Here is a 22,122-nt window from a genome sequence, read left to right as displayed (position 1 = left end):
AAACGGATCGAAACAACAATTAGCGAGATCAAAGGCTTGTTTCTCAGAAAACTTCATGCAGTAACTTTCAAAGGATGGCTGTTGAAAATCACCTTGTTCGTGTTTGCTTTTACCCTTGACAAAATAATACCTAACTAACAATTTGAGTTAAATAGTTTCCATGCTTCTTTTATCGCCTAAAAATTGGTGGCATCCGTTTTTTGATTTTTCAGGTTGATGTACATCACCAATTTTTAGGTGATAAAAGAAGCATGGTTAAATAACTTTGCCGCTTACCTTTGCGCAAATTGCTATATCAATTATGGAAAACAACCTGCAGCAGCTTTACGGCAATATAGACATTTACCTGTTTGACCAGTTGCTGAAAGGACGCTTTGACGATGTTAAAACCGTGCTTGACGTTGGCTGCGGCGGCCGAAACCTGGTTTATTTTTTAAGGAACGGGTTTGAAGTTTACGGAGTTGATTTGGATCCGGAAGCGATAGCAGCCGTACAAAACTTGTCGCGAAGCCTGGCACCAAACAACCCTTTAACAAATTTCAACGTTGCAGCAGCCGAAGAGTTGCCATTTGAAAACGGTTTTTTTGACCTGGTTATTTGCAGCGCGGTGCTTCATTTTGCCAGGAATGAAAACCATTTTGACCAAATGCTCAGCGATATTTGGCGGGCAATCAAACCCGGCGGTTATTTATTTGCCCGGCTGGCCTCTGATATTGGCATCGAAACTTTGGTACAGGCTTTGGGCAACGGACGCTATTTGTTGCCCGATGGCTCCGAACGCTTTTTGGTGAACGAGCAACTCTTACTGGATTATACCAACGAACTGAACGGCCTGCTTTTCGAGCCTATCAAAACAACCAACGTTCAGGGTTTACGCTGTATGACGACTTGGTGCATGCAAAAACAATAAGCTTCATTTCTGCAAAAACCAAGCCCTGCTCCTATTTTTCCCCGGCCAAAGGATAGCCTTTGCTGCTCCAGTCAGTTTTCAAATTAACCGGCAAATCAAGCACTTTGATGTTGGTAAATCCTTGTTTTTGCAAAGCCGTAAAAGCAGGCCGAATGTTTGGGCATTTACTGAACGGGCAACATCCGCAGTAAATAACCATAGGCGTGTTTTTAGGCAGATCACGGATAGCGTTGTTTAGCTTTTGCATGTTTTCTGCCTTGCTCACCGCACCAATATGTTTTGCGCCTTTAATATCACCCACCGCACCAATATTTAATAGCAGCGGTTTTTCTGCTTTAGCATCATCAATCATGGCAGCCAAAACCGCTGGCTCCATTACCTGTTTTTCTGTCCAGGGGTTGCTTACGCCCAAAACAGGCATTGGTGCCGGGGAAGTTTGCGCGTGGATTTTTTGGCAGATCAAGGTTGAAACAAGGCCAATTAAAACGATAATCTTCACTAATTTTTGCATGGTAAAAGAAGTATTGGGTTAAAGATGTTAAATTACAGAAATTAAATATTTTTCGTCGGCTTCTTTCAGCCAGCCAAAGGGCGAGATCAGGTTTTCGGGAAGTTGATGTTTTATTAAAAGCTGCTCAAATTCTACGATACTTTCTTCTTCCACAGCAACCAATAAACCGCCGCTGGTCTGCGGATCGGCCAAAATTTGTTTTTGATAATCGGTCAACAGGCTTACTTTATGGCCATAACTGCTCCAGTTGCGCTGCATCCCGCCGGGGATACAACCTTGCGACAAATAATATGGCAAAGAAGCAATCACCGGCACTTGATCAAACTCAATCACTGCGGATAAACCGCTCCCTTCGCACATTTCGGAAAGATGGCCCAAAAGGCCGAAACCGGTTACATCCGTCATAGCTTTTACGCCGTTTAATCCGGCAAATGCTTCTCCTAATTTATTCAGCGTAACCATACTTTTTAAGGAGATAGCTGCATCTTCGGGCAAAAGCAATCCTCGTTTTTGCGCGGTAGATAAAATGCCGACGCCTAAAGCTTTCGTTAAATACAATTTGCAGCCAGCCGTTGCCGTGGAATTTTGTTTAAGCTGATGGATGTTCACCAATCCGTTCACAGCAAGGCCAAAAACGGGTTCCGGACAATCAATGCTGTGGCCGCCCGCCAATGTGATGCCTGCTTCGGCACAAATTGCCCTTGCGCCTTGCAGCACCTGTTGCGCGGTTTCGGCAGGAAGCTTGTCAATCGGCCAGCCTAAAATCGCGATCGCCAAAACTGGCTTTCCGCCCATGGCATACACATCGCTGATGGCATTGGCTGAAGCAATCCGCCCAAAATCAAACGGATCGTCCACAATCGGCATAAAAAAATCGGTGGTGGAAATCAGCGCCGTGCCGTTGCCCAGATCAAAAACCGCGGCATCATCGCGTTTATCGTTGCCCACCAGCAAACGGGCATCCGGCGGGGCAGCAACCGGGCTGTGCAAAATTTTATCCAAAACGGCCGGGCTTATTTTGCAACCGCAACCGGCACCATGCGAGTATTGGGTCAGTTTTACTTCTTTTATATCCATTTTTTTATTGTGCGCTTTGTGCAGATGCCACTAAGCTACTTGCAAAGTTTAAAATACTTTTTGCCTGGGCAGCTACGTCGGCACCTTCTATTGCAAGCGGAAAAACATTTTCTTTGTTTCGTTTAGATAACCCAACCTGGTAAGTTTTATCGTAATAAACCAGCACGAGTTTTATAAAATCTTCCATCCGGTCTTCTCTGATAGCAGCAATGGCATCGCGCGTTTGCTCTGGCCCCAGCCGTTTTGCGATACGTTGTGTACATTCGATCAAAAATTCTTTATTTAACCGGCCGTATTCTTTCACTAAATTTTCGGTTCGTTGTGCATGAGGAACTTTCATTTCAACCAAAACCGACTGGCGCATTTGGTGCCAAAAAGGGTTGGGAATGAAACGTTTACCAATGGTCAGGCTTTCGTCTTCCACCCAAATTCTGCGGTTTTTATTTAGTTGGGACAAGGCAAAGGCCAGGTTGTTTTCAAACTGTTCCTGCGTGGGCTGGATCAATGTGCCAAGTGTTCCGTAAGAGGAACCCTGGTGTTGTGCCAGTTCTTCCAGGTCAATGATTTGTTCGCCCAAAGCTTTAAATTGTTGCAGGATTTTTGTTTTGCCCGAACCCGTCATGCCGCCCAAAATGCAAAGTTCGTACAGCGTTTCAAACTGTTTTAATGCCCATCTTCTATAGTTTTTATAACCGCCGGTGATCAAATAAACCTCAAAACCGTATAGGTTGAGTGCCCAGGCCATGGCACCGCTTCGCATTCCGCCGCGCCAGCAATGCACCGCTATTTTTTTCTGCGGAGCCATTTTTAACGCTTCGCGGATAAAACCCGACCATTTATTCCCGGTCAGATCAAAGCCCAAAAGGATAGCTTCTTCGCGGCTGCCCTGTTTATAAGTGGTGCCGACTTTTACGCGTTCTTCATTACTGAACAACGGCAGGTTAAATGCGCCGGGAACATGGCCCTGCAAAAATTCGGCGGGCGTACGCACATCGGCCAAAGGCACAGGCTCGGGCAGCCGGATAAAATCATCTACCGAAATCGGATGGGTCATAACGGTTAGGTTAAGGTTAACAGGTTATAAATGTAACCCATTATTTAATAATCACCATGCTTCTTTTATCCCTATAAATTTGGTGTTGATATTTGCTACGGCTATCATCAATGAACAATCAACCAAAAGCTTCACCAATTTTTAGGCGGTAAAAGAAGCATTAAAATAAACAACAAACTAAATAAGACCAGCATTACAAATCGTACCTTCACGCATGGCATTACCAACAAACCACCAACCTATCGAATTACAATATCAGAAGAGTGATCGAAAAGATGACCAGCGGTTTGTGCAGTGGCCTTATTCCGAAAACTTTGACCAACTTGCTGGCAGCGAAGTGATCAATCTAAACGGTGCCCACAACCTGCAAATCAAGGGCAAAACGATTTCGGGCGCAAAAGAAACATGCATTACGCTTACCAATTGTGCTAACATCCGCATCAGCAACTGCCGATTTGTTAACGGCAAAATTCGGGGCATTTACCTGTACAATTGCCGCAACATCACCATTGAAAACAATTTTTTTGACCATGTGGTAACAGGCGTGCTGGCCGATCATTGCCAGGGCGGGATTGTGGTAGAACATAACCAGTTCCTGAACATGCTTGGCCCAATGCCTGGCGGACAATATGTGCAGTTTAACACGGTGGAAGGCGCGGGCTGCTCCATAAGTTACAACAAGGGCGAAAATATTTTGGGCGAGGGGAAACCGGAAGACTGCATCAACCTGTACAAAAGCCGCGGCACGGCCGAAAGCCCGATCAAAGTGATTGGGAATTGGATCCGGGGCGGCGGCCCGTCCAGTTCGGGCGGTGGTATTATACTGGGCGATAATGGTGGAAGCTACCAAATTGCCAAAGACAATATTTTGGTCAACCCCGGCGAATACGGAATGGCAATTGCCGGCGGCAACCATATCAGCATCATCAACAACAGGATTTATGGCAAATCCCAGCCTTTTACCAATGTTGGTTTGTATGTGAACGCGATTGGCGGCTACAAAATTAGCCATGCGGTGGTGAAGGGAAACCGGATCAACTTTTACAACGCCGCCAACTACAATAACAACTGGTGGCTGGCCGACCAAAGCCAAAAGCCCGAAGGCTGGGAAAACGGCGGCAACATTTTGGGCGATAAAACTTTGAACGAAAACATGCTGCCGCAAAGGTTGGTCAGCGGGAAGTAGCGGGATTTTTATTTTTTCGCCAGGCTAAAGACTTTTGATTGTCCTCGAAAAGCAAATCAGGATGTTGCAGCCACTGCTCCATCCGCTCCACCATTTTTTGCAACTGCATTTTATCTAACTGGCTGATGGCCGTTTTTGATTGATCCAAATGCCGGTACCATACATCCTGAAAAAGCCAGTCTAAGATAATCCGGTTAAAGCAATGGTTATACCTGACCGGCTTTGTAAACGATGCCGGTAGTATTTGGTTTAACAGTTGCTTATAACGGTTGGTTAAAAAAACAAGGTCTTCCATAAGTTGAATCAAGCATTCCATTCATGCAAACGAATTTATTTAAGTGCTTGTTTAAAATTTACTTATCAAGGTTCCTATGCTTCTTTTATCGCCTGAAAATTGATGAGTGTTGGTTTTTCGATTTGTGTAGGATTAGGTTGTTTAAACTTAATTCAGGATGCTTCTTTTATGGCATAAAAATAAAGGATACACCCCCTTACCCCTCTCGAGAGGGGAACCTGCAAACGACGCCTTTCCAAACGTTGGAAAGATAGCAGGCCATGCTTCCCCTCTCGAGGGGTCAGGGGTGTGTCCTTTAATAAATATATATACATAAACGAGGTAATGAATAATAAAAGTTTAAACAACCCGGGTGATTAAAACACCAAAATTTATAGGGTAAAAGAAGCATCGGGATTTTTTCTGGCACAAATTTAAACAGGCCCTAAAATTAGTTATGCTGAAGTATAAAAATAGCACGGGCCTTCATCATACCAAATTGGCAGCCGGTCGGTTTCTGCCTGTTCAATAACAAAATAGAAACCTTAATTTTGAATTTCAGATAAATTTTTTATGGTTTCAGTTATGGCAATTTACGTTGGTTGTAAGCTTAAAAATATCAAATGGCTTGGGCTTGCTTTTAGTTTTATGGGGATTTTATGGGCAAACCCATCCAAAGCAGCAACCAAAGCGGATAGTTTACAGCAGGTTTTGAACCGGGAACTCGGCAACAAGGCATTATATGACCAAAACCGGATGACCGAAATAAAAAAAATAAAAAAAGGGCTTTTGGCAAACTTCTCCTCGCTGAGCAGCCGCTATGATAATTACGAAAAATTGTTCAACGCCTACAAATCTTTTATCCATGATTCTGCTTATGTGTACTGCAAAAAGCTGAACGAATCTGCTTATTTGCTAAAAGACATTAACAAAATAAATTATTCTAAAGTACAGATGGGCTTTGTTTTGGTATCGGCGGGTTTGTTTAAAGAGGGCCTGGATACTTTAAACGCCGTTGAACCGCAACATTTAAACGCCCGGCAACGCGCAGACTTTCTGTTTTTGAAAGCAAGAAGTTATTTTGACATGGCCGATTTTAACCGGATAAGCGATTACTACGTGAAGTACAACTTAACAGGGCTGCAATATTGTGATTCGGTGGTTAAAAACAGCGGGCAAAACTCCTACCAGTCTTTATCCGCTATCGGGTTGAAATCAATTCGTAAAGCTGATTTCCGGGCAGCCTTGGAAGCCTATACCAAAATACTCAAAATCCACCAGTCTTACCAAGACAGCGCAATCAATTTAAGCAGTTTAAGTTATGCCTATTTCAGGTTGAAGCAGCCGCAGCCCGGCGTATCGGCACTGTTAAATGCAGCCATTATTGATAATGCACATTCCATCAAAGAATCGGTTGCGCTGACCGAGCTTGCCAATTACTATTTTAAAGAGGGAAACACCAAGCTGGCCTATAACTATATCAACAATGCCATAACGGATGCCAATTTTTATGGTGCCAGGCACCGCGAGGCCAGGATCAGCAGCATACTGCCCGTAATCGAAAGCGAGCGGATCAACAGTATCGAAAAACAAAAGCAATCGTTGATCATCTTTGCTTCTATCATCAGTTTCTTAGTTGTAATCGTGATCATTTTTTCGGTGATCACATCAAAGCAGCTTAAAAAACTCCGCATTGCAGATCAGGTGATATTTAATAAAAACATTGATCTAAATGCCACAAACGAAGCACTTACCCAGGCAAACGAAGCGTTGGATGTTGCAAACCGGTCTTTAACCAGCATGAACAGCAAGCTGGACGAGGCCAACATGATCAAGGATGAATACATTGGCTATTTTTTTAACGTGCACTCCAGCTACATCGAAAAAATTGACCGGCTGAAGCGTTCCATCGAAAAAGTTGTGAAGGAAAAACGGTATGATGAAGTGCCGCTGTTTTTGAACAAATTAAACATCGGTTTAGAGCGCGAAAGCTTGTCCAACAGCTTTGACCGGGTTTTTTTGAACCTGTTCCCCAATTTTATTGAAGATTTTAATACTTTGTTTGATGCCGAGCACCAGGTGCATTTGCACGACAACCAACTGCTTAACACAGAACTGCGCATTTTTGCACTCATCAGGCTGGGTATTGATGACAATGAAACGATAGCCAAAATTTTAAACTACTCGGTCAATACGATCTATACCTACAAAACCAAAGTAAAAAACAGGTCATTCTTGCCGAACGATGAATTTGAAGACCGGGTGATCGCCATAAAAGCCGTTAAAGAATAAGCTAAGCCTAATTTTAATTTTAGGTTGATTTAAGGTTGCCGCATTCCGGCTCAAAAAAACGCCAATGCTTCTTTTACCACATAAAAATCAGTGTGTTTTGGCTGTTGTTTCAAAAACAGCGGGATAAATTTCACAGGTTGAAGTTGTTTAAACTTATTTTTGGGGTGCTTCTTTTATCGGGTAAAAATTAAGGTCATCCCCCTGGCCCCCTTCGAAGGGGGAAAAGGGCCAGGGCGTGCATCGTTCCTTCTTCGAATTTCTAAGCTTTAGAAAGGTAGGCGACAGGCTTCCCCCTTTGAAGGGGGCAAGGGGGATGAATTGGTTTCACATGCCTGGTTTATATCCTTTCTTCTTATTAAAAAGTTTAAACAACCTCGTTTTTATGTGGTAAAAGAAGCATGGGAAAACAAACCCGGTAATACCTTAACCTGCCGCTACCCAAAAGCTGCTTCAACTCATCTTTTTTACCTTATAATTATCTATATAATTTTCCTTGTTTTTTATTTTTAATAAGTTGATATTGAGGAGAATAAGCTTAAACTGATTGCCCTTTCTTTAATATTGCGGTCAATCGCATTTGCTAAAATCTTTAAACCTCGTTTACTTTGAGGTAACAATTATAATACACCTGGAGTAAACAGTTGTAACAACCTAAAATTTAAAGAAAAATTGAGAATGAAGAGAATCTACTTTTTTAAGTATGGCCTGACCATGCTGTTTTTAATCAATGCTTTTATCGCTTTTGCACAGAATGCCTCCATTACCGGAAGGGTTATTGACGAAAAAAGCCAGCCCCTGCCCGGTGCCAGCGTAACCATAGACGGCACTACCCTGGGTGCTACAACCGATGTGGACGGCAACTACCGTATAAGCGGTGTACAACCCGGCACTTACAGTTTAACTGCCCAGTTTGTAGGTTACACTCCCCTCAAAAAATCGGTAACCGTTAGCGGAACTGCCAATATACAGGCTAATTTCCAGGTGCAGCCAACCTCGCAATCATTAAGTGAAGTGGTGGTAGTTGGTTATGGAACGGTTAGAAAATCGGACGTAACGGGTGCGGTAACAAATCTTGGAAGCAAGGATTTAAACCCGGGGCCAATTACCAACCCATTGCAGCAAATTGCAGGCAAAGCAGCAGGCGTAAACATTTCACAGGTTGGCAGTGAGCCGGGCTCTGCGCCATCCGTGCGTATCCGTGGTATTACTTCGCTTCAAGGCGGTAATGACCCATTGGTAGTGGTTGATGGCGTACAGGGGAACATAGACCTGTTGAACCAGGTACCGCCAAGCGAAATAGCCACAGTGGATATATTAAAGGATGCTTCTGCCACGGCTATTTACGGTTCACGCGGTGCGCCTGGCGTTATCATTATCACTACCAAAAAGACTGCTGCCGGCAAAACCAGTATTGAATATACCGAAAACAGCTCTTTGGATATAATCCCTAAAAAGTTACACGTATTAAATGCAGACGAGTGGTCAAACCAGGCCAACTTGTTGGGCGTAAATGTTTCCGCAAACCACGGCTCAAATACTGATTGGTACAAGTTGCTTACACAAAACGGTTTTACCCAAAACCATACCCTGGCTATTGGCGGCGGTGCCAATTCGTTTAATTACCGCGCATCTGTAACGGCTATCGGCCAAACCGGTGTGGTTATCAATTCAAAATACCAAAATTATATCGGCCGGATTACTGCAACGCAAAAAGCCTTGGATGATAAACTGACCATTACCATGAACGTAAACAGTGGCATTAATAACTCCACTTATAGTCCTACAGGTGTAGGCAATAATGCTTTTAGTTCAATTTTAATCAATCAAGCCAATGTAGCAAGGCCAACCGACCCTGTATTTAATACGGATGGGACTTATTACCGGGACCCAAATGTTTTTCATTACACCAACCCTTATGCAGTTGCCAAAACTGTTCAAAACAATGGCGCCACCAATAACCTTTTTACTAGTTTAAGAGGCGACCTGGATATTTATAAAGGGTTATCGGCCGGATGGTTTGGCAGTTGGAGAAAAATTGATTTTAACTCTGGTTATTATTTACCTGCTGCCTCAACTGTCCAGACAGCTATTGATTATAACGGAATTGGAAATATCCACAATGATCATACGGACGAAAAATTAATGGACATTAATTTAAGTTACAAACATGATTTTGGTAAAAACCACCTGGATGCAACTGCCGTATATGAGTGGCAGGCACAAACTTACAATGGTAGTTTTACACAGGCCAGAGGCTTTGTAAATGATCTCGCAAGTTATAATGCTTTACAATTGGGCGATATTTCAAAAGTTTTTCAAGGTGATATTTCTTCCTATAAAAATGACAGAAGGCTGGTTTCTATATTGGGCAGGGTTAATTACTCCTACAATGATCGTTACCTGCTTACCGCAAGTTTCAGGAGGGATGGTTCAACGGTGTTTGGGGTTAACAATAAATGGGGAAACTTTCCTTCCGCATCATTGGCATGGCGGGTTGACCAGGAAGATTTTATGAAAAACCAGCACCTGTTCAGTAACCTTAAATTCCGTGTCGGCTATGGTGTTACCGGTAACCAGCAGGGAATTGGCCCGCAAAATTCTATTGCGTTGGTAGGACAGGCAGGCACCGCTTATTTTGGCGGTACAGTTATCCCCAATTATGCTGCCACCCAAAATGCAAACCCAAATTTAAAATGGGAAACCAAAAAGCAGGCAAACGCCGGTTTGGATTTCGGATTTCTTAACGACCGGCTTACCGGTACTGTTGATGTGTTTACCGCTAATACAGACAACCTCTTGTTCAATTATAACGTACCGCTTCAAGGGCCGTTCTTAACCACCAATATATTGGCAAATGTTGGCAGTTTACAAAACCGCGGTTTGGAACTTACATTAAGCTATACGGTTATTAAAAGCAACAACACCACATTAACCCTTGCCGGTAATGGAACTTTATTGCAAAACAAGGTGTTAAGCCTGGGCGGTAATATACAAGGCTATGATATACCTACGAACTATGTTGGCTATGGTCCAAGTGCTTATTTGGTTGTAGGCAAACCTATTGGTTCCTTTCTTATTCTACAACATTTAGGAAAAGATGCCAATAATGCAGAAACCGTTGTTGACCAGAATAAAGACGGGGTAATTGACCAGGGCAATCAAAGTAAAGACAGGATAAGCGAAGGGCAATCCTTGCCTAAATACAATTATGCTTTTACCCCAAGCTTCAGTTATAAAAACTTTGATGCTTCGATGGTTTGGCGCGGTTCGGGAGGTAACAAAATATACAACGGCTTACGCCAGACACTAAGTTTAGAACAGAATTTAGGTAAAGCAAACTTATTGGAAAGTGCCATCCCTTTAGGGATAGCTTCTTCCCAATATGGTTCAGATATCTGGTTAGAGAATGGTTCGTTTTTAAGATGGGAAAATCTTTCTGTAGGGTACAGATTTAATCTAACTAAAGTTAAATATATTAGCGCTTTACGGTTATCCTTAACCGGTCAAAACCTGGCATTGATTACTAAATATAAAGGCCTAGATCCTGAGATAGATGTGAGTACCAATTCTGTTAATGGTGTAGTTTCAACAGGCGGTGATTTTGGTAATTATTATCCCCGTACCCGTACTTTCTCCGTTGGTTTAAATGTTATTTTAAAATAGTTATAATAATGAAAAAAATATTAATCAGTATTTTTATTCTTGGCCTTGCTGCCCAAAGCTGCACCAAGGTTAATGAAAATGTGTATGATAAGTATGCTGCCCAGCAGTTTTACTCTACACCTGCCGGTGCTGATAATGCATTGGCCAATGTGTATGCAAAAATCACAGGTACCTGGGGCAGCAACTACGCCGGCCGCGACAACTGCTGGTACGACCTTAACTCTTTTTCATCCGATGAGCAGGTAATACCGCACCGTAATACGGGCGACTGGCAGCTTGATTTTGCCCAACTGTACACCCATACCGCATTGCCAAGCCTTGGCATCATCAACAATACCTGGAACTGGGCGTATTCTTCTATTTATAGTGCAAACTTGGCCGTGGCCCAGCTTACAACAGCGAAAGCCGACCCTTCTAAAATTGCGGAAGCTAAAGTGATACGTGCCTGGCTATATTATTTGTTGATAGATGATTTTGGCGATGTGCCTTTTTATACCGACAATAACGTTGATGTTTCTAAAATCCCACAGAAAAAAAGGGCCGATGTTTATAGTTTTATCGTATCTGAATTGAAAGCCAATGTTGATTTGCTTTCTGAAACCAGGGGCGGTACTTACTATGGCCGTTTTAATAAATGGGCCGGCTACATGGTACTGGCAAAAGTTTATTTGAATGCCCAGGTATATACCGGTACTGCCGCTTGGGCCGATGCTTTGGCCGCTTGTAACAAAGTGGCATCCGGTGGGTTTGCATTGCACCCGGGAAGTGCTAATTCAGCCAGTCCGTTGGGTTACCAGTACTACGAGTTGTTTGGAAATACTTGCCCTAACGATGAAACCATCCTGGCCGAGTTTATCACCCAAAATATTGTTAGCGGCAACATTTACGCCATCAGGAGCCTGAACGGCCCGAATGGTGTGGCTTTGATTGGCTTTTCCGGCTGGAACGGTACAATTATCCCCGAAGAGTTTTATAATAAGTATGATGCCAGCGATATCAGGAGAAAACAGTTTTTGGTTGGCCCACAGTTAGGTGGCATTACTTATACTGCATCGGTATCGTCCATCATTTCTCCTGGTGCAGGGCCAAATGAAGGCGTAAGGAATGTCAAGTTTTTCCCGGTAGCACCTTCGGATGCCAGCGGCGAATCAAACGACTTCCCTATCTACCGGTATGCCGACGTTTTGTTGATGCAGGCAGAATGCAACGTTCGTTTAGGGAACGCGGCAGCGGCAGCACCATTTATCAACCAGGTGCGAGACAGGGCAGGTTTAGGCCCTATTGCCACACCAACATTGGATAATATTTATGACGAAAGGGGCTTTGAGTTGAATATGGAAGGCCACCGCAGGCAGGACATGGTTCGGTTTGGCAAGTTTTTGCTGCCGCATGGTTTTGTTCAAACAACGCCTGCCTACCGGCTTATCTTCCCGATACCAACCGGTGCACTTAACGCTAACCCAACTTTAGTACAAAACCCGGGATATTAACAGTTGTAATCTTATCATGCTTCTTTTACCACCTAAAAATTGGTATGCGCCCCAGCCTAAATAAAGCAAAGGCAGCACTTCACCAATTTTTAGGTGGTAAAAGAAGCATCTAAAATAAGCAGAACAGATTTTTAATGCGTTCTATCAATCATTTCATTATGAAAAAAATAATTTACAGTATTTTCCTGCTCGGTTTTCTTTTTACTGTCTCCTGTAAAAAAGAGGCTACCTTAACAACTTTGCAGCCAGTTTCTTTTAGTTCGGCCATAAAGGCTTCTGCAACTTCTGCAACGCTCACATCCAAAAACGACTCCTCTGCCGTGTTGACCCTTTCCTGGCCAGCCGTTGTTTATCCGGTTAAAGCATCGGTAACTTACACGCTCCAGGCAGATATCCCTGCCGATACCGTAGGCAATAACGCCTGGGCCAATGCCACAAGCGTGGTTGTAGGCAATGATGTTTTAAGCAAATCCTACAAAGGGGCAGATTTAAACACCCTTGCGACGTCTCTTGGCCTTACACCAGGCACAGCAGGAAATTTGGCTTTCCGGGTATTGGCCTATCAGGACCGGTATGCTTATTCAAAAGCAGTTACTGTGAGTGTAAACCCGCACCAGTTAATTGCCACTTACCCGCTTTTATACATCCCGGGCGATTATCAGGGATGGAGCCCGCCCTCAGCCCCTACCTTGGCAGCATTAAAATTTAACAATATTTACGATGGGTATATCAACATACCTGCCGGAGGGACTTATTATTTTAAATATACAAACGCCAAGGACTGGAACCATATCAACTATGGCGATGGCGGTAATGGAATGCTTTCAACGGATGGTGCAGCGGCAGGGCTGAAAGTACCGGATGCCGGTTATTACGAACTTTCTGCAAATTTAAATACCAATACCTGGACTTATACCAAAACTACCTGGTCTATATTAGGCGACGCGACACCAGGCGGCTGGAGTACAGATACACAGCTTACCTATGATGCCGCAAAACAAGTTTGGACGGTTACCGCCAATATGCTTTCAACAGGCTCGTTTAAATTCAGGGCGAACAATGCCTGGAACATTGATTTTGGCCTGGATGCCAACGGTAAATTAGCTTATTCCGACAGCCCTGCTTCTATTTATGGCTCTAATCCTGCTATAACAAACATAACCGTACCGGTAAGTGGTAATTATACCATCACCTTGGATTTACATGATCCAAGCAACTATAATTATACGCTCCATAAAAACTAATCCATCAGGCAGTGCATAACTGCCTGATCCTATTTAACCTACTATGAGATTCATAACAAACCGGAATATATTTAAAGTACTGCTTCTTTTATCAGTTACTGTTTTTAGCAACTGTAAAAAAAACAATGACACACCAGTTTCTGATACTTCTTATCCGCAATATGGTACGCCGTTTGCCAATGTGCCCAACACGCAGGATGTTATCGTTTACCAGGTAAACCTTCGGGCTTTTAGCAGTGATGCCAGCTTTAAAGGCGTTACCGCCAGGCTCGATTCTATTAAAGCTTTGGGTGCCAATGTGGTCTATCTGTTGCCAATTTACCCGGTAGGCGTTCTTAAATCAGCAGGCGGTTTGGGTTCGCCGTATGCGGTTAAAGATTACAAAGCAGTCAACCCTGAATTTGGCACTTTGGCCGATTTACAGAATTTAGTGAATACGGCACATGCAAAAAATATGGCTGTTATGTTTGATTGGGTTGCCAACCATACTTCCTGGGACAATGCCTGGATCAGCAATAAAAGTTGGTACAAGCAGGATGCCACCGGCAATATCATTTCTCCTCCCGGTTATGCAGATGTTGCGGCATTGGATTTTACCAACCAGACCATGCGTACAGCTATGATAGATGCCATGAAGTATTGGGTTTTTACCGCAAACATAGATGGTTACCGTTGTGATTTTGCAGATAATGTTCCATTTGATTTTTGGAAACAGGCAATTGACGCATTAAGAAGCATCACCACACACAAGCTTATCATGCTGGCCGAAGGCGCACGGAGCGATCATTTTAATGCAGGCTTTAACATGAAATATGGCTTTGGCTACTATACTGCACTTGAGGCCGGTGTTTTTGGCAATTCAAAATCTGTTACAACACTTCAGGACTTAAACACTTCGGAATTTGCCGGTGCATTGCCTGGTTCTCAGGTAATGAGGTATATCACCAATCATGACGTATATTCAAGTGATGGAAGCCCGATTACAGTTTACGGGGGCAAAACAGGATCAATGGCCGCATTTTTAGTAACTGCTTACATGAAAGGTGTCCCGATGATTTATAACGGACAAGAGGTTGGATGTACACGGGACCTGAGCATTTTTTACCATAATCCAATTGACTGGACCACTAACCCGGATATGACTGCCGAGTACAAAAAAATCCTAAATTTCAGGGCAGGCAGCGATGCGGTAAAAAACGGACAGTTAAGCCAGTACAGCAGCGATGATGTGGCCGTTTTTACGAAATCAACAAGCAGCCAAAAGGTACTGGTGATAGCCAACCTGCGCAATAATGCGGTTACTTATACGATGCCTGCAAATTTAAGCGCTTCCGGTTGGAAAAATGCTTTTACCGGTGCTTCGGTTACTTTAAACAGCCAAATGTATTTACAGCCCTATCAGCATATGGTATTAACGCAGTAGTTGATAGGCGATGATTAAAAAAATATCTACAGTTTCTCTTTGTGGTATATTTTTCTTTTTGTCTATTTCAACTGTGTGTGCCCAAACAACTGTGAAGCCGCCAGAAACAAAAATCACCAATGGTATAATTGATGCCACGGTATATTTGCCCGATGAACAAACCGGTTACAACCGCGGGCCGAGATTTGACTGGGCAGGTGTTATCCCTGATTTGAGCTATAAAGGCCATACTTATTTTGGCCAATGGATTGATACCTACAGCCCGACAAGCCACGACGCTGTTATGGGGCCTGTCGAAGCTTTTGACCCTCTGGGTTTTGATGAGGCAAAACCAGGGGAAACGTTTATTAAAATTGGCATAGGCGCTTTGGTTAAGCCCGATAGTTCGGCCTATAACTTTATGAGGCCCTATGCCATTTTAAACTACGGAAACTGGAAAGTCAAATCAAAACCTGATGAGGTGAAGTTTTTTCAGGCATTAAATGAAAACGAATATGCTTATGAATACAAGAAAAACATCCGGTTAAAAAAGCATCGGCCTATCCTGGTTATTACCCATACTTTAAAAAACACAGGTAAAAGAACTATTGAAACCGAGGTTTATGACCACAACTTTTTTGTCATTGACCGGCAGCCTACCGGCCCTGGCTTTGTGGTTACTTTTCCGGATGACCTACATGAAAAACCGGATGGAAAGGAAGCTTATGTAAGCATCAAAAACAACCAGCTTATATTTTTAAAGGAGCTGAAGGATAAATACATCGCATTTAAAGATTTGACGGATGGTAAAGGGGCATCTTACCATATAACCATTGAAAACCAAAAAACAGGCGCAGGGGTAAAAATTACAGGAGACCGCCCCATATCAAAACTGGCTTTCTGGTCATCCTTAAAAACCTTGTGCCCCGAACCCTATATAAAAATAAGGGCAAAGCCCGGACAAAAAGTTAGTTGGAAAATCAGCTATGAATATTACACGGTTAACAATTAAAAAAGAAAGGCTGGATAAACCCTGTTTCTGATACTTCTTTTACCCTATAAAAATCATTGGCCCGGGTGTTCCTTTTGTTTCAAATCAAGGTTATGAAGTAGTTTAAAATTTATGTCCAGGTATTTATCCCTATGTTATTTTAAATATATGGAAGCGAAACACACCCCTAACCCCTCTCGAGAGGGGAAATATGGCGCCTACCTTTTTAACGTTAGAAAGATAGCAAACTGTGCTTCCCCTCTCGAGAGGGGTTAGGGGTGTGTCCTTTATCAAACCAAACAAATAATAAGATGATGGCAGTTAAAAATTTAAACAACTTCAATACCAAATTTATAGGGATAAAAGAAGCATTGCCTTTTTCAGGATAAACAAAACAGCCGCTTTAACAACGATTTTAAAGATATGTCTAAAACAGCTATACGCATAACCATCAGCCTTTTTCTGGTTTTATTTTCACTGAAACCAGGTTTGTTTGCCGCACCGCCAAACACCAAAAGCACACTTGTTACCTATCCAAAACCTGACGGCCTGCAAACCAGCGCAAACTTTACGGTCAGGGTAAACAATACTCCGGTTTGGACCGAACAGATAGGCAGCGGCGGCATGGAAAACCTGCATGTGGCCAATTTTTCTTGTTCCGGGCCGCAGGCAATTACGGTTGTTGCCTCTTCCAAAATCGGCAAGTATAAAATCGGGCCTGCAAGCCGGGCAGTTCAAGCAAAGGTAAACGGGCGCGAGCTTAGCTTTACCATTTCGGGCCCTCAAAAATTGTACATTGAAATTGCCGGCCTGCCTGCTTTAGCTATTTTTGCAAACCCTTTAGAAACACATCTGCCTAAAAACGGCGATGCTACAGTTTTATATTTTGGCCCAGGCAACCATAACGAGGGTGAAATTAACTTAAAGAGCGGCCAAACGGTTTACATAGCCGGAGGGGCAGTTGTAAATGCCAACGTTCGGGGCAAAAACCTGAAGAACGTTAAAATTGAGGGAAGAGGCATCCTAAACGGCAATGTCCGGGTTTACGGCAGTTCTGATATTGATGTAAGCGGTGTTTTCATCCGTAACACTTCCAACTGGAGCAATACGCTTATTGATTGCGAGCATACGGTTTACAACAACGTAAAGGTTTTTAGCTACAAAGGCGTTTGGGGGATTGACGGCATTGACCCCGTTTCCTGCAAAGATTTTAAGATCAATGATTGCTTTATCCGTACCCGGGACGATTGTATTTCGATCAAATCCATGGGCAAATTTGGTAGCGATACCGTTAAAAACATCAACACAGATTCTATCACTATAACCAACTGTTTGCTGGTAGGCTGGGCGCACGCCGATGGCGTTACGTTAGGGTTTGAACTGCAGGGAGGTTTAGTGCAAAACGTGCTGGTAAAAAACTGTGATATTCTTTCTGCAAGCGGCCAGGGCAGAACAGGAGGCCATTCCGGGTTTAGTATTGTTTCTGATGGCCCTTCTTTGGTCCAAAATATTCGTTTTGAAGATATCCGGGTTGAAAACCAGATCGAATACAAAAACCTGGAACTGATTGTAACCGAAGGCAGAAGGTATGGAACTGCCGGGCCTGGCAATATCAAGGGGGTTTATTTAAAAAACATCCGTTGGGCGAATGCAAACAAGCCATTTGTGATCGCCGGAATCCCTACCAACCTGATCGAGGACATCACTTTTGACCATTGTTTTTTAGCAGGGAAACCCCTTTCTGGCATTAACGACGGAGATTTTCAAATAGAATTTGTCAAGGATATAAAATTCATTTCAGGAAAAAACGCACAACAAGTTATATCCAAAGAATAAGCGCCGTTTAGGTTTACACAAGAAAAAATACGAATGCTTCTTTTATGCCCATAAATTCTGTGCGAGACATTATTCGGCACAGAAACCAAAAAAAGGCAATGATTTTTAGGTGGTAAAAGAAGCATGGGAAATAGCTGAACAAATTTAAATTGGCCCAAATAAAATTAAACCAAATCAATATTTAAATACATAAGTGGTTCTTTTAAAATTATGAAAAGAAGTATTATTTTTTTACTGCTGATCGCTGTTTCTTTCAGTATCAGCCCTGTTAATGCAATAGGCCAAACATCAGGCCCGGCACGAAACGAAAAGCACCCGCCACAATACGGCAAACCTTTTAACCATGTACCCGACCGCCGCGATGCAACCATTTACCAGGTAAACATGCGCGTTTTTAGCAAAGAAGGGGATTTTAAAGGGGTTGCCAAACGTTTGGATTCGATCAAAGCCTTAGGTGCCAATTTGATCTATTTGATGCCTATTTATCCGGTTGGCGTGTTAAAAAGCACCAATTCGCCTTACTGCGTTAAAGATTATTTGGGAATCAACACAGAATTTGGCACACTTAAAGATTTGCGTGCTCTGGTTGATGGCGCGCACAAAAGAAACATGGCCGTAATGCTGGACTGGGTAGGCAACCATACTTCGTTTGATAACCCCTGGATGAAAAACAAGGATTGGTACAAAAGGGATTCTACCGGAAAAATCATCAGCCCTAACGGCTGGAACGATATTGCGCAGTTAAACTTTGCCAATGCCGATATGCGCGCAACTATGATCAGTGATATGAAATATTGGGTATATACGGCCAATGTTGATGGTTTCCGTTGTGATTATTCTGATGGCCCGCCCGTTGATTTCTGGAAACAGGCAATTGATTCGCTTAGAAATATCCCCGGACATCATTTATTGATGCTGGCAGAAGGGCAACGTGCCGCCAACTATACCGCAGGTTTCGATTATAATTTTGGTTTTAACTTTTTTGAGGACTTAGAAGCAGTTTATAAAAAGGACAAATCGGTTCAATCTATTGATAGTTTAAATGTGGCCAACTATGTCGGTACATCAGATGGCCAGCAAACGGTAAGGTACGTTACAAACCATGATGTCAACAGTTCAGATGGGACACCTTTAGAACTGTTTGGCGGCAAAAAGGGGTCAATGGCTGCGTTTGTGGCTGTTGCCTACATGAAAGGCGTTCCGATGATTTATAACGGCCAGGAAGTAGGAACGCCCTACCGGTTAAAATTTCCGTTCACTTCCGAGAAAATTGATTGGGCGGTCAACCCGGATGTAACTGCTGAATATAAAAAGATCATCGCTTTCAGAAATGCAAGCAACGCGATCAGAAGAGGAAATTTAACTTCCTATACCAATCAGGATATATGTGCTTTTACAAAGGAAGCCGGTTCAGAAAAAGTATTGGTCATCTCTAACCTGAGAAACAAACCGGTAACGTTTACCGTTCCTGCCGCCGTGGCATCCGCTTCCTGGAAAAATGCTTTTACCGGTGCCAAAACAACTTTAAGCAGCACGGTCAACCTGGAGCCTTATTCCTACATGGTGTTAAAGAATTAATGAAATTTGCGGCTCAAGGGCTGAAAAAAAGGCAAATAAAAGCTGCAGTATTTTTTAAACAGATGAACGGGGACCTTTAGGAACTACGGCCTGTTTAAATTGCTGTCATAAAAATTTACCATACTTCTTTTATGCCTGTAAATTTGGTATTTGGATCGTCTACAAGTACAATAAGCCAATGATTTTTATGTGGTAAAAGAAGCATGGGAAAATTAAAGTTTCCTACCTTGCATCACCCCCGGGCAATACGCGTTTTCACAGGCTAAATCATGCTGTCAACGTTTACGCATTATAGGCAACAATCTGTCTAAAACATGAATTAACCTGTAAGGGTTATAGTGGCCTATCCATTTCTTGTGCGAAACTTATTTTTCATAAATGACATTCAAAATCCTAATACATTCTTCAATGTATAAATATATTTCATTTTTACAGTCAAAAAAGCCTTTTCACTGTTGTTTTCATCATTAAACTCGCATACCAACTCACAATATTTTTTGGTCTCGTGATTGTAATCATCTACAATAGGACTGTATTTCGAATAATTTATTTTTAACAATGTGTTTAACAGGAATTCAAATTCGATGGCATATTTAAACAATGCGCTTCCGTTTTCATCATTATAAATACTGATATGCTTTAATTTACTTTGCAGTCTGTATAACTTTGCAGTCAATCTGTTTTTCATTAGCAGATCATACGTTCCTCTTGTAAAGCATTTGTTAGCTTAATTTTATGTTTTAGAAAGATTGGGTACAGGGAAACAATAACTGTTTTATAAACAATTTTCTGCTAACGTTTTAATGGTTATTTTATCTTGCCAATAGATACAATTAACCGGTAACGATCAAACAAAAAGGTGGAAGAATATAAACAAAAGCAAAGATAAAACAATAGCAGCAGGCAAAGTAAGCAGCCAGGCAATACCAATGCTCCGAAGAGTTTTAAAATTTAAAGTTTTTGTACCTTTTGAAGCTGCCATGGCACCGGCAACCCCGCTGGAAAGCACATGGGTTGTACTTACCGGCAAGCCAAGCCCCGTGCTTAGCCCAATGGTAGCGGCGGCCACAATTTCGGCAGTGGCGCCTTGTGCATAGTTCAGGTGTTCATTCCCTATCTTTTCGCCAATGGTTACAACGATGCGTTTCCAGCCAATCATCGTGCCTAAACCTAAAGACAAAGAAATAGCGGCAAGAACCCACAACGGTGCAAAATCGGTCGCTTTTTCTAAACCTTTTTGATCGGCTTCCAACAGTTTTTTTAATTGATCTGGCAACCTGGTTTCTTTATCGGCGGCCACTGTTTTTATAGCGCCTGTTATGGTTTGTAATTGTTTACGGAATCCGAACTTTTGCTTGATATTGTTGGCATTTAGCTTTGATAATTGGGTTTTGGCTTGTTCTATTTGCGTTTTCAATTTAAAAACAACCGCTTTTTGTTTGCCGGTTTCTAAAGGTATTTTGTGCAAAGTTTCCTCTGTATTGTTTAATAGGGCAAGTATTTTATCGTTGGAGACCGTTTTGTTCAGCGCAAACGATGCAGGTAAAAATGCTATTAAAACCAGCATCATCAAACCAACGCCCTTTTGCCCGTCATTACTTCCATGAAAAAAGCTGACTAAAGTGCAGGTGGCAACCAATAATGCCCGGATTGCAAAAGGCGGTTTATCCTCATCGCCTGTTGGTGCATGGAACCACCTTTTCGATTTGATAAAATTCTTTTCCAAATACATCAGCAAAGCCGAACCTGCAAAACCAATTACCGGGGAAATAAATAAGGACAATGCAATTTCTTTGGCCTTGTCCCAATTAACGCCGCTACCGCCGTAATAATAAGTAAAGCCGAGACTTGCCCCTACCATTGCCCCAATCAACGTATGAGAGCTTGATAAGGGAATGCCCAAGTACCAGGTGCCTAAATTCCAGATAATGGAACTTAAAAGAATGGCAATAACCAAACACGCGCCAACCTGTACAGGCAAAGTAACCAGCTTTTCTAAAGGCACTAATTTTAACAAGCTCATGGCTACTGCTGTGCCAATTACAAAAACACCCAGGAAATTCCACAGACCAGACCACACAATAGCCGGATAAGGCTTAAGCGTTTTGGTGTAAATTACCGTTGCCACCGCGTTGGCCGTATCGTGGAAACCGTTGACAAACTCAAAGGCCAACACAGCAAAAAAACAGATGAAAAATACAATCAATATAAAACCGCTTAAACCGATTGCCCCGATAAAAGGAAGGCTGATTGCGTTGAACACCAAGAGCATAATTTGAACGATAAAGATTTTAAAAAACTATGCCCGATGTGCAACAAAAAGCAGTTTAGCTTTCAAATAATAATGCTCAAATTACAACAGTTCATGTTGGTTCTAAGTTAAATCCATGTTAAGAAAACATGATCTCTTTGAAAAAGGGTAGTGTAAACTGAACTGTGTCAGTGTTATTTTTCAGTTGTTGTTGAGGTGCATTTTTATCCGGTCTTCAAACATAATAAAAAGTTGAGATAAGGTGAGGTTCCAGTTGTGGAGTGGCATGGCCCATTTTTCGGAGATATTCTGTACGATCAGGTATACCAGTTTCAAAAGGGCGTTGTCTGAGGTAAAAGCACC

15 protein-coding genes and 1 pseudogene are annotated in these 22,122 nt (G+C 42.5%); 11 read left to right on the top strand and 5 right to left on the bottom strand.

What is annotated here, in order from left to right; translation table 11 throughout:
• Together V5804_RS14800 and V5804_RS14795 are read left to right on the top strand one after the other, a co-directional pair.
• A pseudogene (locus V5804_RS14800) lies at window positions 1-138 on the top strand (IS982 family transposase); the annotation flags it as partial.
• A 163-nt stretch (window positions 139-301) separates the two neighbouring features.
• Entirely contained in the window at window positions 302-910 is a 609-nt protein-coding gene (locus V5804_RS14795) for a class I SAM-dependent methyltransferase (protein ID WP_369592172.1), read from the top strand.
• A gap of 31 nt (window positions 911-941) precedes the next feature.
• Here the strand turns inward: V5804_RS14795 and V5804_RS14790 are convergent, their stop codons facing one another.
• Genes V5804_RS14790 through mnmH form a run of 3 tightly spaced genes read right to left on the bottom strand, consistent with a single transcriptional unit; the run spans window position 942 to window position 3,552 of the window.
• The gene (locus V5804_RS14790; protein WP_369592171.1) at window positions 942-1,421 is read right to left on the bottom strand and encodes a rhodanese-like domain-containing protein; all 480 of its coding nucleotides are present in this window, start codon (window positions 1,419-1,421) and stop codon (window positions 942-944) included.
• 27 nt (window positions 1,422-1,448) lie between these two features.
• The gene (gene selD, locus V5804_RS14785) at window positions 1,449-2,498 is read right to left on the bottom strand and encodes a selenide, water dikinase SelD (RefSeq protein WP_369592170.1); all 1,050 of its coding nucleotides are present in this window, start codon (window positions 2,496-2,498) and stop codon (window positions 1,449-1,451) included.
• Between the two features lie 4 nt (window positions 2,499-2,502).
• The gene (gene mnmH / locus V5804_RS14780; protein ID WP_369592169.1) at window positions 2,503-3,552 is read right to left on the bottom strand and encodes a tRNA 2-selenouridine(34) synthase MnmH; all 1,050 of its coding nucleotides are present in this window, start codon (window positions 3,550-3,552) and stop codon (window positions 2,503-2,505) included.
• 214 nt (window positions 3,553-3,766) lie between these two features.
• On the opposite strand from mnmH, the gene V5804_RS14775 reads away from it, so the two are divergent.
• The gene (locus tag V5804_RS14775; protein WP_369592168.1) at window positions 3,767-4,738 is read left to right on the top strand and encodes a right-handed parallel beta-helix repeat-containing protein; all 972 of its coding nucleotides are present in this window, start codon (window positions 3,767-3,769) and stop codon (window positions 4,736-4,738) included.
• Here the strand turns inward: V5804_RS14775 and V5804_RS14770 are convergent.
• Window positions 4,725-5,033: a hypothetical protein gene (locus V5804_RS14770; protein ID WP_369592167.1), complete on the bottom strand. Its 309-nt coding sequence runs from the start codon at window positions 5,031-5,033 to the stop codon at window positions 4,725-4,727. The two genes, V5804_RS14775 and V5804_RS14770, sit on opposite strands and share 14 nt — an antisense overlap.
• Before the next feature lie 564 nt (window positions 5,034-5,597).
• Between V5804_RS14770 and V5804_RS14765 the strand changes: the two genes are divergently transcribed.
• The 8 genes from V5804_RS14765 (at window position 5,598) to V5804_RS14730 (ending at window position 19,508) form a co-directional block, all read left to right on the top strand.
• Entirely contained in the window at window positions 5,598-7,304 is a 1,707-nt protein-coding gene (locus V5804_RS14765; RefSeq protein WP_369592166.1) for a DUF6377 domain-containing protein, read from the top strand.
• A gap of 675 nt (window positions 7,305-7,979) precedes the next feature.
• The gene (locus V5804_RS14760; RefSeq protein ID WP_369592165.1) at window positions 7,980-10,967 is read left to right on the top strand and encodes a SusC/RagA family TonB-linked outer membrane protein; all 2,988 of its coding nucleotides are present in this window, start codon (window positions 7,980-7,982) and stop codon (window positions 10,965-10,967) included.
• A gap of 8 nt (window positions 10,968-10,975) precedes the next feature.
• Window positions 10,976-12,457 (top strand): RagB/SusD family nutrient uptake outer membrane protein, encoded by a 1,482-nt coding sequence (locus V5804_RS14755; RefSeq protein ID WP_369592164.1) that lies wholly within the window; start codon window positions 10,976-10,978, stop codon window positions 12,455-12,457.
• A gap of 158 nt (window positions 12,458-12,615) precedes the next feature.
• Window positions 12,616-13,701: a SusE domain-containing protein gene (locus V5804_RS14750; protein WP_369592163.1), complete on the top strand. Its 1,086-nt coding sequence runs from the start codon at window positions 12,616-12,618 to the stop codon at window positions 13,699-13,701.
• Window positions 13,702-13,744: 43 nt separating this feature from the next.
• Window positions 13,745-15,124: an alpha-amylase family glycosyl hydrolase gene (locus V5804_RS14745; RefSeq protein ID WP_369592162.1), complete on the top strand. Its 1,380-nt coding sequence runs from the start codon at window positions 13,745-13,747 to the stop codon at window positions 15,122-15,124.
• Between the two features lie 91 nt (window positions 15,125-15,215).
• Window positions 15,216-16,115, top strand: coding sequence for a hypothetical protein (locus tag V5804_RS14740; protein WP_369592161.1), 900 nt, complete (start codon window positions 15,216-15,218; stop codon window positions 16,113-16,115).
• Between the two features lie 402 nt (window positions 16,116-16,517).
• Window positions 16,518-17,930: a glycosyl hydrolase family 28 protein gene (locus tag V5804_RS14735; RefSeq protein WP_369592160.1), complete on the top strand. Its 1,413-nt coding sequence runs from the start codon at window positions 16,518-16,520 to the stop codon at window positions 17,928-17,930.
• A gap of 210 nt (window positions 17,931-18,140) precedes the next feature.
• Window positions 18,141-19,508: an alpha-amylase family glycosyl hydrolase gene (locus V5804_RS14730; RefSeq protein ID WP_369592159.1), complete on the top strand. Its 1,368-nt coding sequence runs from the start codon at window positions 18,141-18,143 to the stop codon at window positions 19,506-19,508.
• A gap of 847 nt (window positions 19,509-20,355) precedes the next feature.
• Here V5804_RS14730 and V5804_RS14725 read toward each other — a convergent pair.
• A complete protein-coding gene (locus V5804_RS14725; RefSeq protein ID WP_369592173.1) occupies window positions 20,356-21,771 on the bottom strand; it encodes an inorganic phosphate transporter in 1,416 nt (471 codons plus the stop codon).
• Window positions 21,772-22,122 lie beyond the last annotated feature (351 nt).

The sequence above is a fragment of the Mucilaginibacter sp. genome (genome assembly GCF_041088075.1).
Classification (GTDB): domain Bacteria; phylum Bacteroidota; class Bacteroidia; order Sphingobacteriales; family Sphingobacteriaceae; genus Mucilaginibacter_A.
Note: the sequence above shows the minus strand (reverse complement) of the source record. Positions and strands in the feature narration are given on the sequence as shown.